14 protein-coding genes are annotated in these 12,967 nt (G+C 60.2%); 8 read left to right on the top strand and 6 right to left on the bottom strand.

Going from position 1 to position 12,967, the window contains the following annotated elements:
• Positions 1-873, top strand: an 873-nt coding sequence (locus AC1DH9_RS11630; RefSeq protein WP_477808200.1) for a LysR substrate-binding domain-containing protein, incomplete at its 5' end; no start/stop codon positions are given.
• 178 nt (positions 874-1,051) lie between these two features.
• Here the strand turns inward: AC1DH9_RS11630 and AC1DH9_RS11625 are convergent.
• A complete protein-coding gene (locus AC1DH9_RS11625; RefSeq protein ID WP_427536187.1) occupies positions 1,052-1,666 on the bottom strand; it encodes an NAD(P)-dependent oxidoreductase in 615 nt (204 codons plus the stop codon).
• 95 nt (positions 1,667-1,761) lie between these two features.
• Positions 1,762-2,646, bottom strand: a complete 885-nt coding sequence (locus tag AC1DH9_RS11620) for an MBL fold metallo-hydrolase (protein WP_427536189.1) — start codon at positions 2,644-2,646, stop codon at positions 1,762-1,764.
• A 115-nt stretch (positions 2,647-2,761) separates the two neighbouring features.
• On the opposite strand from AC1DH9_RS11620, the gene AC1DH9_RS11615 reads away from it, so the two are divergent.
• On the top strand, positions 2,762-3,667 hold the full coding sequence (locus AC1DH9_RS11615) for a LysR family transcriptional regulator (RefSeq protein ID WP_427536191.1): 906 nt from the start codon (positions 2,762-2,764) through the stop codon (positions 3,665-3,667).
• A gap of 113 nt (positions 3,668-3,780) precedes the next feature.
• A complete protein-coding gene (locus tag AC1DH9_RS11610) occupies positions 3,781-3,954 on the top strand; it encodes a hypothetical protein (protein ID WP_020723547.1) in 174 nt (57 codons plus the stop codon).
• 9 nt (positions 3,955-3,963) lie between these two features.
• Here the strand turns inward: AC1DH9_RS11610 and AC1DH9_RS11605 are convergent, their stop codons facing one another.
• Positions 3,964-4,860, bottom strand: a complete 897-nt coding sequence (locus AC1DH9_RS11605) for a helix-turn-helix domain-containing protein (RefSeq protein WP_477808199.1) — start codon at positions 4,858-4,860, stop codon at positions 3,964-3,966.
• A gap of 177 nt (positions 4,861-5,037) precedes the next feature.
• On the opposite strand from AC1DH9_RS11605, the gene pobA reads away from it, so the two are divergent.
• Both pobA and AC1DH9_RS11595 read left to right on the top strand, forming a co-directional pair.
• Positions 5,038-6,231 (top strand): 4-hydroxybenzoate 3-monooxygenase, encoded by a 1,194-nt coding sequence (gene pobA, locus AC1DH9_RS11600; RefSeq protein WP_427536195.1) that lies wholly within the window; start codon positions 5,038-5,040, stop codon positions 6,229-6,231.
• Between the two features lie 79 nt (positions 6,232-6,310).
• The gene (locus AC1DH9_RS11595) at positions 6,311-7,828 is read left to right on the top strand and encodes an MDR family MFS transporter (RefSeq protein ID WP_477808198.1); all 1,518 of its coding nucleotides are present in this window, start codon (positions 6,311-6,313) and stop codon (positions 7,826-7,828) included.
• Between the two features lie 50 nt (positions 7,829-7,878).
• On the opposite strand, the gene AC1DH9_RS11590 is transcribed toward AC1DH9_RS11595, so the two are convergent.
• The 3 genes from AC1DH9_RS11590 to AC1DH9_RS11580 all read right to left on the bottom strand — a co-directional run bounded on the left by AC1DH9_RS11590 (position 7,879) and on the right by AC1DH9_RS11580 (position 10,791).
• A complete protein-coding gene (locus AC1DH9_RS11590) occupies positions 7,879-8,721 on the bottom strand; it encodes an ATPase (RefSeq protein WP_477808201.1) in 843 nt (280 codons plus the stop codon).
• Between the two features lie 106 nt (positions 8,722-8,827).
• Entirely contained in the window at positions 8,828-9,826 is a 999-nt protein-coding gene (locus tag AC1DH9_RS11585; protein ID WP_427531817.1) for an NAD-dependent epimerase/dehydratase family protein, read from the bottom strand.
• A 71-nt stretch (positions 9,827-9,897) separates the two neighbouring features.
• Positions 9,898-10,791, bottom strand: a complete 894-nt coding sequence (locus AC1DH9_RS11580) for a LysR family transcriptional regulator ArgP (RefSeq protein WP_054593769.1) — start codon at positions 10,789-10,791, stop codon at positions 9,898-9,900.
• A 139-nt stretch (positions 10,792-10,930) separates the two neighbouring features.
• On the opposite strand from AC1DH9_RS11580, the gene AC1DH9_RS11575 reads away from it, so the two are divergent.
• The 3 genes from AC1DH9_RS11575 to AC1DH9_RS11565 all read left to right on the top strand — a co-directional run bounded on the left by AC1DH9_RS11575 (position 10,931) and on the right by AC1DH9_RS11565 (position 12,673).
• Entirely contained in the window at positions 10,931-11,293 is a 363-nt protein-coding gene (locus tag AC1DH9_RS11575) for an ACT domain-containing protein (RefSeq protein ID WP_477808197.1), read from the top strand.
• Between the two features lie 5 nt (positions 11,294-11,298).
• A complete protein-coding gene (locus AC1DH9_RS11570) occupies positions 11,299-11,901 on the top strand; it encodes a LysE/ArgO family amino acid transporter (protein WP_103315072.1) in 603 nt (200 codons plus the stop codon).
• 175 nt (positions 11,902-12,076) lie between these two features.
• Complete coding sequence (locus tag AC1DH9_RS11565) at positions 12,077-12,673, top strand: superoxide dismutase (RefSeq protein ID WP_054593772.1); 597 nt, start codon at positions 12,077-12,079, stop codon at positions 12,671-12,673.
• Positions 12,674-12,967 lie beyond the last annotated feature (294 nt).

The raw sequence follows: 12,967 nt of genomic DNA, 5'->3' as shown, positions 1-12,967 counted from the left end.
CTTCCCCCCCTTCCCGCGCTGCACACGTTCCTGATCACGGCCCAGTGCTGCAATTTCACCCGGGCGGCCGAGCAGCTGCACATCACTCAGGGCGCGGTGAGCCGGCAGATCGCCGGGCTGGAAGAACATTTGGGCTACACGCTGTTCCACCGTCAGGCACGCGGTTTGAGCCTGACGGCCGAAGGGCTTGAGTGGTTGCCACGGATTCAGCAAGTGTTCGGCTTGATCGATGAGGCGGTGGAACAGGTCGGCGCACACCGCGAAACCTTGCAGCTCAAGGCCCCGACCTGTGTCATGCGCTGGCTGCTGCCGCGTTTGCTGCAATGGCAAAAGGAACGCCCGGACGTGCCGGTGGAGCTGACCACCACGGTGCAACATGGCGTGGATTTTCATCGCGAACAGTTCGACGCCGCCGTCATGTATGGCGCACCGCCGGACAGTTCACTGGCGTCGCTGCACCTGTTTGACGAGCAACTGACGCCAGTCTGTTCGCAGCCACTGCTCGACGGCCCGGTGCCGCTGCACAGCCCGTCAGACCTGAGCCAACATTTGCTGCTGCATCCAACGCGCGATCAGCGGGACTGGAAGGCCTGGCTGAAAGCGGCGGACGTCAACCTCAGCACACTCGGCAAGGGTCAGCATTTCGAAACCCTGGACCTGGCGATGTCCGTGGCGTCTCAAGGGACGGGGGTGGCGATTGGGGATTGGTCGTTGATCGGCGATGACCTGAGTGCCGGACGGCTGGTCATGCCCTTTGATTTGAAGGTGAAAACGGGGCTGGGGTATTACCTGGTGTTCCCGCAGAAACCGGGACCGTCGCCGCAGTTGCGTGAATTGATGGAATGGCTGGTGGTGCAGGCGCAGGCGCGGTGAATCTGACCTCAAACGCTTCCCCCCGTAGCAGCTGGCGCAGCCTGCGTTCGAGTGCGCAGCGCTCGCAATCCGGCACATGCGGTTTACCTGAAGAATCGCGTGTGCAGGTTTTACGACCGCTACGCGCTCGAACGCAGGCTGCGCCAGCTGCTACAGGGAGCGCGTGGTGTCCTGTGGATTAGTAGCCGACAGTAAACCGCTGGCGGCTATGCGCTGGCTTCTCGACTTCATCGAGCATCGCAATCGCGTAGTCGGCGAAGGTGATCCAGCTCTTGCCTTCGGCGCTCACCAGCAGATCATCCTTGCCCACACGGAAGGTGCCGGTACGCTCACCTTCGACGAACAGCGCCGACGGTGAAAGGAAGGTCCAGTCCAGATCCTTTTCCTGACGCAAGGTGTCGAGGTAGACGCCACCGGCAGTAGCCTCGGCCTTGTACTCTTCAGGGAAGTTCGGGGATTCGATGACTTTGCTGCCATCCGGCACCAACAGCGAACCGGCACCGCCGACCACCAGCAGACGTTTCACGCCGGCCTTTTTGACCGGCTCGATAATCGCGCTGGCCGGGATCGTCGAAAAGTGTGCCGCGCTGATCACCACATCAGCCCCTGCAACCGCCGCTTGCAGCGCTGCGCTATCGGCAACGTCGAAATTTTTGCAGACAACACCGGCACGCGGGCTGATTTTCGAGGTGTCGCGGGCGATGGCGGTGACGCTATGGCCGCGACGCAGGGCTTCTTCCAGCAGTTGGCTACCGGCACGACCGGTGGCGCCAATGATTGCGATCTTGCTCATGAACAGTGCTCCAGTTGATTAGGTGTGACCTGTGGCGAGCGAGCTTGTTCGCGCTGGACGGGAGCAAGCTCCCTCGCCACAAGGGGTTAAACGACTTACCACTTCATCTCGCCTTTGGCGACTTTGGCGCTCAGTTCAAGCGAGCTTTCTTCGCCGAGGTTCGGGTAACGCTTTTTCATCGCGGCGATCAGCTCGGCCGAATCTTTGGCCTTGGCAGTTTCAGCGTCGAACGCCTTGATGTAGTCGGCGGTGAAGTGCACAGCGGCCAGCGAACGTGCGCTGTCACCCAGGTAATGACCTGGAACGATGGTGTTCGGTTTCAGGCTGTCGATGGTCTTCAGCGTAGTCAACCAATCGGCATGGGACTGCGCGCTTTGAGTATCGGCCATCCACACGTGGATGTTTTCCGCGACGACCACACCACCGACCACCGCTTTGATCGACGGGATCCAGACGAAGGTCCGGTCCGGTTGTTTGCCGTCGAGGCCAATGATGTCGAGTTGCTTGCCTTCCAGGGTCAGGCTGTGGCCCTTGAGCACACCCGGCACAATGGTTTTTGCCGGTGCATCGGCACCCAGTTTCGGTCCCCAGAACGCTACTTTGCCTTCAACGGTGGCCTTGATGTGATCAACCGTCGGTTGCGAGGCAAGCACCTTGGCTTTCGGGAAAGCAGCAGTGAGGGTGTCCAGGCCGAAGTAGTAATCCGGGTCACCGTGGCTGATGTAGATGGTGGTCAGTTGCTTGCCGCTGGCGCGGATTTTTTCCACCACCTGCTCGGCCTGGGATTTGCCGAATTGCGCGTCCACCAGAATCGCTTCTTTCTCGCCGCTGACCAGTACCGAGGTCACCGGAAAAATCGCAGCGGCGCCCGGGTTGTAGACGTCCAGGGTCAGTGCCGGCGTGGCGGCTGCCGCATGAGCGGCAAAACCCAGGGTGGCGGTGGCGAGTAAAAGACGCTTGAAAGAAGTGAAGCCGATCATGGTGCTGCTCCGTTGTGCATAAGCCGTGTTTGGCGATGGGACAGAGCTTAGTTGCCTGACTCGCTACAAAAAATGCGATGCTTGAACATAGTTTGTTTCTGAAAGCGGGCAAATCATGGATCGTCTCCAAGCAATGCGGGTGTTCGTCACCGTCGTCGACCTCGGCAGCCAGTCAGCCGCGGCCGATCATCTGGACCTGTCGCGCCCGGTGGTGTCGCGCTATCTGGCCGAACTGGAGGACTGGGTCGGGGCGCGCTTGATGCACCGCACCACGCGCAAACTCAGCCTGACCGCCGCCGGCACCGAGATCCTGCCGCGGTGCCGACAGATGCTCGATCTGTCGAGCGACATGCAGGCCGCCGTCAGCGAGCCGGACGATGCGCCACGCGGCTTGCTGCGGATCAGCGTCAGCACCTCGTTCGGCCAGGCACAACTGGCGGACGCCATGGCGGCATACGTCAAACGCTTTCCCGGCGTCAGCATCGACCTGCAAATGCTCGACCGCACGGTGAACCTGGTGGACGAGCGCATAGACCTCGCGATCCGCACCAGCAACGACCTGGACCCGAACCTGATTGCCCGAAAGCTGACCGTCTGCCGTTCGGTGATCTGCGCCTCCCCCGCCTACCTGCGCGAACACCCGACGCCGCAACGGGTAGAGGATTTGAGCCAGCACAATTGCCTGACCCACTCTTACTTCGGCAAAAGCCTCTGGCATTTCGAACAGGACGGCGAGCAGGTTTCGGTGCCGGTGCAGGGCAACATCAGCGCCAACGAAGCCAGCACTCTGCTGCGCGCAGCAATGGCCGGTGCCGGCGTGGCGATGCTGCCCAGCTACCAGGCCGGCGTGCATATCCACAGCGGCGAACTGGTGCGCCTGCTGCCTCACGCCGAACCACGGCAGATGAATATGTACGCGGTGTACGCCTCACGCAAACACATGCCCGCAGCACTGCGCAGCATGCTGGATTTTCTGGTATCGAGATTTCCTGAAACACCTGCGTGGGATACGGGGCTTTAAAGGCAGAACACCTACCTTGTGGCGAGGGGGCTTATGGCAACTCACCACCGCTGACCTATGCTGATATCAGTACCCCTTAAAAAATAAGGGGTACCGGTTCAGAGGTCAGCGCCATGAACGTCAAGACCAGAAGGTATCTCGCGATCTTCATCACCTGCACCGCCGCGCTGGCGTTGTATGGCACCGCCGCCTACCGCGTTGAACAGGCCCGGCAGCTGCCACGTGAGTACGCCAGCTGCAACTTTGAACGGTGCATTCCACACACCGCGACCCTGAACCTCAAGTAACGAGGGCGCTTAGCCCTCGCTATCCTGATCAGCTTTCAAGCGATCCCGAAACGCCTTCGGCGAGATCCCCACGCGGCGTCGAAACAGCCGGGTGAAATTGGTCGGGTCGGAGAAACCCAATACATCCGACATCTCGTAAATGGTCATGCTGGTGTAGGTCAACAGTCGCTTGGCCTCCAGCAACTGACGCTCGTGCATGATCTGCAATGCCGGTTGCCCCGCCAGCTMACGGCAGGTGCCGTTGAGGTGGGACACGGAAATCCCCAGCCGGTGTGCCAGATCCTCGACCTTCACGTGCTGGCGATAATTCTCTTCCACCAGTTGAATAAACCCGTTGAGGTATTCCTGTGCACGCTGTGGTCGCTGACTGGCGGCGCGGCGCTGGATCGCCTGGCGGCTGACCCACACCATGATCACGCTGACCAGCGCATGCATGAGCATTTCGCGGGCAGGCTGGTGCCCGACGTACTCATTCTGCAAGGCCGTAAACAGGCTGTTGAGGTAGTCCGCGTCGGTACCCGCCGAGTAACTCTGCGCCACAGCCAGGGCATTCACCGAGCTGCCCAACTGCGTCTGAAGATGAGCCACCAACGGTGCCGCCAGCGTCACCACAAAACCTTCTACGTCTTCGGAAAATCGAAAACCATGTACCGACAGCGGTGGCAGGATCTGGATCGCGGTTTCGCTCAGTTGCGTACGCTGCCCCTCGATCTCAAGCTCCGCCTGACCTTTGTACACAAACAGTAACTGACATAAATCGGCATGCCGATGGGGTTTGATTTCCCATTGATGTTCCCGGCTGCGTTTGGAAWTGGTTTCGCAATGCAACAAGTCAGGGGTCGGCCAGTCCAGGCTCTCGCCATAGAGTTTGAATACAGGAATCGAAGGAAGGGCAGGCTTGTTCATAACTTCAGTCCAGGCCTCAGCGTAACGGGCGGTAATCGCCCCGATTGGCGAAATGTACAGGTTTCGGCGCAGTTTTCACCTTCAATTGACCGACTCACAAGCGAAAAATGCAAGTACTCGATTCATAAAAACCATTCACCGACTTTGTCCGCGTGAAGCTTGCGAGTCCTAACAACAATGAAAACTCTCAAAACCCAAGTCGCCATTATCGGCGCCGGCCCCTCTGGCCTGCTGCTCGGCCAGTTGTTGCACAACGCCGGCATCGCCACGGTCATTGTCGAACGCCAGACACCCGACTATGTATTGGGGCGAATCCGCGCCGGGGTCCTGGAACAGGGCATGGTCGATCTGTTGCGCCAGGCCGGCGTCAGCCAGCGCATGGACGCTGAAGGTCTGGTGCACGGCGGCTTCCAGCTGGCCCTCGATGGACGCCAGGTGCACATCGATCTACACGCGTTGACCGGCGGCAAAACCGTGATGATCTACGGTCAGACCGAAGTCACCCGCGACCTCATGGCTGCCCGTCAGTCGGCGGGGGCATCGACCCTCTACGAGGCCAGCAACGTGATGCCTCACGGGATGAAATCCGCCGAGCCGTTCCTGACCTTTGAAAAGGACGGTGAAACCTGGCGCCTGGACTGCGACTACATCGCCGGTTGCGATGGTTTTCATGGTGTTGCACGGCAATCGATTCCCGCCGACACGCTGAAAATATTCGAACGGGTCTACCCGTTCGGCTGGCTCGGCATTCTTGCCGACACCCCCCCGGTCCACGATGAACTGGTGTACGCCCGACATGCTCGCGGCTTCGCTCTGTGCAGTATGCGTTCGACCACGCGTACCCGCTATTACGTGCAGGTGCCCGCTGACGAAAAGGTCGAGAACTGGTCCGACCAGCGCTTTTGGGAGGAGCTGAAATCGCGGCTGCCGCAGGCGCTTGCCGACACGCTGGTCACCGGTCCGTCGATTGAAAAAAGCATCGCGCCGCTGCGCAGTTTTGTGGTCGAGCCCATGCAGTACGGGCGGATGTTCCTGGTCGGCGACGCGGCCCATATCGTCCCGCCCACCGGCGCCAAAGGCCTGAACCTGGCCGCCAGCGACGTCAGCACCTTGTTCAACATTCTGCTCAAGGTCTACCGCGACGGCCGCACCGAGCTGCTGGAGAAGTACTCGGAAATCTGCCTGCGGAGAGTCTGGAAGGCCGAACGGTTTTCCTGGTGGATGACCTCGATGCTGCACACGTTCGAAGGCAGCGATGCCTTCAGCCAGCGCATCAGCGAGTCGGAGCTCGAGTACTTCGTCGACTCCGAAGCCGGTCGAAAAACCATTGCAGAAAATTACGTCGGGCTTCCGTATGAGGCTATCGAATAGCCTGCTATCGACTTACACTGGCGAGCATCCCCGCTCGCCTTGCCTCTTGCGGGTTAATCACCGCCCGCAGGTTTGCCCCGTGACTAATCTGAACCAGCCTGACTCCACCAAACCGGCCATCCGCAGCGTGTTGGTCTCCCTGATGCTGGCGATCTTTCTCGGGGCGCTGGATCAAACCATCGTGGCCGTCTCGATGCCGGCCATTTCCGCCCAGTTCAAGGATTTCAGCCTGCTGGCCTGGGTCATCGCAGGCTACATGGTGGCGATGACCGTGGCGGTGCCGATCTACGGCAAGCTCGGCGACCTTTATGGCCGTCGGCGACTGATGCTGTTCGGCATGGGGTTGTTCACGCTGGCCTCGGTGTTTTGCGGCATGGCCCAGAGCATGGAGCAGCTTGTCCTCGCCCGGATCATTCAGGGCATCGGCGCCGGCGGAATGATTTCGGTCAGCCAGGCGATCATCGGCGACATCGTGCCGCCCCGCGAGCGCGGGCGTTATCAGGGTTACTTCAGCAGCATGTACGCAGTAGCCAGCGTGGCCGGACCGGTGCTCGGCGGTTACATGACCGAGTACCTGTCGTGGCGCTGGGTGTTTTTGATCAACCTGCCGCTGGGCCTCGGCGCCTGGCTGGTGGCCAACCGTACGCTGGTGGGTTTGCCAGTGCCGCAGCRCAAGCCGATCATCGATTATTTGGGCACGCTGCTGATGATCATCGGCCTGACCGCGTTGCTGCTGGGCATCACTCAGATTGGCCAAGGGCATTCGTGGCGCAGCAACGAAGTGCTCGGGTTGCTGGCGTGTGCGGTGCTGACCCTGACGTTGTTCGTCTGGCATGAGCGGCGGGCGCGCGAACCGTTGCTGCCGATGCACCTGTTCGCCAACCGCAATGCGCTCCTTTGCTGGTGCACGATTTTCTTCACCAGTTTCCAGGCGATTTCGCTGATCGTGCTGATGCCGCTGCGCTTCCAGAGCGTCACCGGGGCCGGAGCCGACAGTGCGGCGCTGCACCTGTTGCCGTTGGCGATGGGGTTGCCGATGGGCGCCTACTTCGCTGGTCGCCGGACCTCGGTGACCGGTCGCTACAAACCGATGATCCTGACAGGCGCCCTGCTCACCCCGATCGCGATTCTCGGCATGGCGTTCAGCCCGCCGCAGGCGATGATCATCAGCAGCGCCTTCATGTTGCTCTGCGGCATTGCCGCCGGCATGCAGTTCCCGACCTCATTGGTCGGCACACAGAACTCGGTAGAGCAACGCGACATTGGCGTCGCCACCAGCACCACCAACCTGTTTCGCTCACTCGGTGGCGCGGTCGGCGTGGCCTTGATGTCGGCGTTGTTGCTGGCGCTGCTGCAGGATTCGAGTTTCGCCCACTTGACCGGCTCGTCGCTGATTGCCGAGGGCAGTTCCGGAAACGTTTTGCTTGATGGCCTGAACGCCGCACCGGGCGAGACTCAAAACGCCTTGCGCGCCGAGCTGCTGCTGACCTTCAGGCATTTGCTGATGGTCAGCGCAGCGGTGTCGTTGCTGGGTCTGGCGGCGGCGATTGCGATGCCGAACAAGGTGTTGCGCGGGCGGGAAGACAAGGTTCGGTAGAAAGATCGAGTCGACTTGCTCGCGAAAGCGGTCGGTCAGGGATCACAACATCAAGGGCGAGCGTTGAGCTGCTGTTGCAGGTTCTGGATCTGGCTCTGCAAGGTGGTGATGTTGCGCGTGACCTGGCCACGAAAGGCGTCGAACTCGGCGACATTCGCGTTGCTGCCTYGAGCGGCGGCCGGGCGGTTGTCCTGTTGGCTTTTGATCACCACCATTTCTTGCTCCAGGCGTTCGATCGCCGCACTCGGGTTGCCTTGTTTCTTCAAGGCGGCGATTTCGGCACCCAGGCTTTTCAGCTGGGCCTCGAACTTGCTGGTGTCGCTCGGGGTATTTTTCAGGGTCGCCACCTCAGAGCTCAGGGCTTTCAGATCGGTCTGCAACTGAACATTGACCGCATGTTGCTCGACGCTTTGCGCAGCGATCTGTGCCAGCCGCTTGTCCAGGTCCGACGCCTGGCCAACCACGCCTTGCTGCTGTTGGTTCTGCTCCACCAGCCTGGTTTCAAGTTGCTTGATTTTCAGTTTCAGTGCTTCGCTGTCGCTCGTGACGTTCGACTGGCTGGCGACCACTTTGCCGGAAATATCCTGCAAGCGCCCGGCGGCTTCCTCGCTGATGCGGGCAAAGCTTTCCTGGGTCGCAACCAGTTGCTGCTCCATCAGCGAGATCTGCTGAAAACTCCACCAGGCAAGGCCGGCAAAGGCAAACAGCAACGCCCCGACCAAGGCCCACAACGGGCCGGTGCTCGGGACTTTTACTTTGCCCCTGCTCGCGCTTCGCGCATGTACGCCGGAGTGTTCACGGGCAGCGGCGGCGGTTGGAAAATCATCGACATCGTGAGGGTCGGCACGCAGGCTCGGTACATCATCGAAGTCGTCGTTGGCATCGTTACGCATGGACATGAGGCAACCTTTCTGAACCACAGTGATGGCTAAATGCGACGAGTATAAACCCTGAATTCGCCGCATTGATCGACCGTGATCAGTTGGCTCGGTTCAGAGTTTATTTTGCGCCCGGGTCCTGAGCCTTCCACCAGCCGCAAAACTCATCGAGCGCCGTCCACAGACTGACCTTGGGATCGTAGTCCAGATAATGCCTGGCGCGGCTGATATCGAGGGTGAAGTTTTTGTTCATCACTTGCATGCCCAAACGTGACAGGGTCGGTTCCGGACGCCCCGGCCAGAGTGCGCAAAAGCCCTCGTTCAGCGCCGCAATGCTGTAGGCCAAACCGTAGGAGCGATAACGAGTCACCTGCGGGACGTCCATCTGGCGCATGACATAATTGACCACATCCCACAGCGGCACCGGTGCACCGTTGCTGATGTTGTAGACCTTGCCAAGCGCCGATCCCGTCGCCAGCAAACAGCTGAGCATTGCTTCGTTGAGGTTCTGCACGCTGGTGAAATCGACCTTGTTCAGGCCGTTGCCGATGATTGCCAAACGCCCTTTGCGCTGCATGTTCAGCAGGCGCGGGAAGATGCTCATGTCACCCGCTCCGGTGACAAAGCGTGGACGCAGGGCCAGTACTTCAAGACCAAACTCCTGGGCGCCGAAGACTTTTTGCTCGGCCAGGTATTTGGTCGCCGCATAAGGATGCTTGAAGCGCTTGGGCACCTGCTCTTCGGTCAGCCCCAGGTGGTCGCGACCATCGAAGTAGATCGAGGGTGACGACAAGTGCACCAGCCGCCGGACGTTTTGCTTCAGGCAGGCTTCGACGACGTTTTCGGTGACCAGCACGTTGCCCTGATGGAAGTCCTGATAACGCCCCCAAAGCCCCACCGCACCCGCGCAATGCACCACGGCTTCGACGTCTGCGCACAGCTCGCGAACCAGTTCCGGGTCACTCAAATCGCCCTGGACGAACTCTGCGCCCCGTCGAACCAGATGTTCGACGCCTTCGGCCCGGCGGCCGGTGACTCGCACGTCCAGGCCCTGCTCCAGGGCGAATCGCGCAAAGCGCCCGCCAATGAAGCCGCTTGCGCCGGTGACCAGAATTTTCATGACTTGCTCCGATGTGTTTCGTTTTTCATGCGTGTCGCATTACAGATTTCGTGTGCTCTTGACGCTGCCCGTCAGTCCAACGGCACCAGCCACTGCCTGGATAAACGTACCAGATGCTCGGTGAGTAACCCCAGCAACTGGCCACCATTGCGCCAATGATGCCAGTACAACGGCACATCAATCGGTTTATCTGGCAACAACTCCACCAGCACACCGCGCTCAAGTTGTTCGCGCACCTGCAACTCCGGCACCAGCCCCCAGCCCAGGCCAGCTTCGGTCAGGCGGATAAAACCTTCGGATGACGGGCACAAATGATGTTCGAAACCACCCTCCACGCCCAATGACGCCAGATAACGGTGCTGCAAAAAGTCATCCGGGCCAAACACCAGCGCCGGTGTGCGGGCCAACTGATCGGCCCTGACCCCTTGGGGAAAATGCCGGGCAATAAACGCCGGGCTGGCCAGGGCGCGGTAACGCATGGCGCCCAGCAACACACTGCGAGCGCCCGCCACCGGGCGCTCACTGGCACACACGCACGCCGCCACTTCACCGGCGCGCATGCGTTTGAGGCCAACGGTCTGGTCTTCCACCACCAGGTCGAGCAACAGATGTTGCTCGGCGCAAAAGTCACTCACCGCCTCGGCCCACCAGGTGGCCAGGCTGTCGGCATTGAGGGCGATGCGCAGGCGTTCCGGCAAGCCTTCTTCATCCAGAGCGGGCACCAGACTTTGCAGGTCGCGCTCCAGCAAACGCACCTGCTGCACATGGTTGAGCAAACGCCGGCCAATTTCGGTCGGCGCCGGCGGTGTAGCCCGCACCAGCACTGGCTGGCCGATGCGCGCCTCGAGCAACTTGATGCGCTGGGAAATCGCCGATTGCGACAACCCCAACACCTGAGCGGCGCGCTCGAACCCGGCCTGCTCTACCACCGCAGCAAGGGCGGACAGCAATTTATAGTCGAACATCAGTTTTCCTAATGAGCGATCAGCAATATTGGTTTTTCTTATACAGCCTGGAACAGGAGAATGACCAGCACAGGCCGTGTGAAAACGTAGCGAGCGAAGACAAGACAAGGCAAAAACAGGCGAGGAAGCGGAGTTCAGCATGAGCCCGCAGCTCAACGACGGCGAATACGTGTTCTGCACAATACGCGACGGCCGTCTGCCGAAGGACTGCGAAATCATCGGCAGCTTCCGCGAGCAGGAAGGCCTGACGGTGATCCTTGAGCGCTCGCAAGCCGAAAAGGCCGGGTTGAGTTTCGACTATCTGGCGGCGTGGATCACCCTCAACGTGCATTCGGCCCTCGAAGCCGTTGGCCTGACCGCGGCCTTTGCCACAGCCCTCGGCCAGGCCGGAATCAGCTGCAACGTGATTGCCGGCTATTACCACGACCATTTGTTTGTCGGCCAGGCCGACGCCAAGCGCGCGATGTCGGTACTGCGGCAACTCGCGGCCAACGCGGAGTAAACCTTATGTGGCAAAGTTATGTGAACGGCCTGTTGGTCGCTGCGGGACTGATCATGGCGATCGGTACGCAAAATGCGTTCGTGCTGGCGCAAAGCCTGCGCCGCGAACATCACCTGCCGGTGGCGGCGCTCTGTGTGACCTGCGATGCGTTGCTGGTGGCCGCCGGGGTGTTCGGGCTGGCGACGATCCTCGCGCAAAATCCACTGTTGCTGGCAATCGCCCGTTGGGGCGGCGCGGCCTTCCTGCTGTGGTACGGCAGCCTGGCCCTGCGTCGCGCCTGTTCCAGGCAAAGTCTGCAACAGGGTGAAAACCAGACCGTGCGTTCATTAAGAGCGGTATTGCTCAGTGCACTGGCGGTGACCCTGCTCAACCCCCACGTGTATCTGGACACCGTGTTGCTGATCGGTTCGCTCGGGGCCCAGCAAACAGTGCCGAGCGCTTATGTGGTGGGCGCGGCCAGTGCGTCATTGCTGTGGTTTTTCACCCTGGCGCTGGGCGCCGCGTGGCTGGCACCGTGGCTGGCACGCCCGAGCACCTGGCGGATTCTCGACCTGCTGGTGGCGGTGATGATGTTTACCGTGGCCTTTCAACTGATCAGCGCCGCCTGAATATTACAAACGGCTCTGGAACCTCTATCCCACACAGTTGTTGCGTGGTTAAGCCGCACCCCCGGTGCTATGATCCGACACCTGCGCCGCAAAGAGTACAAACTCCCCGGCGCTTGTCTGGCCGCCCGTGATCGGCCTTGCGCTCACCGCAACTGACCTGATTAGGAGAATCACCATGGCTTTCGAATTGCCGCCACTGCCTTACGCACACGATGCACTGCAGCCGCACATTTCCAAGGAAACTCTGGAATATCACCACGACAAGCACCACAACACCTACGTCGTGAACCTGAACAACCTGGTGCCAGGCACCGAGTTCGAAGGCAAGACCCTKGAACAAATCGTCAAGACTTCTTCGGGTGGCATCTTCAACAACGCCGCTCAGGTCTGGAACCACACTTTCTACTGGAACTGCATGGCGCCAAACGCTGGCGGTCAACCAACCGGCGCACTGGCTGACGCAATCAACGCGGCTTTCGGTTCGTTCGACAAGTTCAAAGAAGAGTTCACCAAGACTTCGATCGGCACCTTCGGTTCCGGTTGGGGCTGGCTGGTGAAAAAAGCTGACGGTTCCCTGGCCCTGGCCAGCACCATTGGCGCCGGCAACCCGCTGACCAGCGGCGACACCCCGCTGCTGACCTGCGACGTCTGGGAACACGCTTACTACATCGACTACCGCAACCTGCGTCCGAAGTACGTTGAAGCGTTCTGGAACCTGGTTAACTGGAAGTTCGTGGCTGAGCAGTTCGAAGGCAAAACCTTCACCGCTTAAGTCTGCTTGCAGTCAAAAAAACCCGGCATTGCCGGGTTTTTTTATGCCCGGGCAATGTGAAATCCACCTGCAACACCACCGAAAACAAAGGTTCCCTTGCCCCAACGCCACAGCCGTCTACCATCAACCAGACACAAATATTCGCCCCTCCCCCTCAAGTTGCAGGAGGTGCCTACCGAAACACTACTAATGGGCTCCACTTGCCAGCTACCACGGCATTGAGGCCAAGCCCGCGGACAAAATTCGCATGGCTTGATTGTCCCTTTGACTGCCATCACGGGATTGCCAATACTC

It is taken from the genome of Pseudomonas sp. 05T35 (assembly GCF_056396605.1).
Note: the sequence above shows the minus strand (reverse complement) of the source record. Positions and strands in the feature narration are given on the sequence as shown.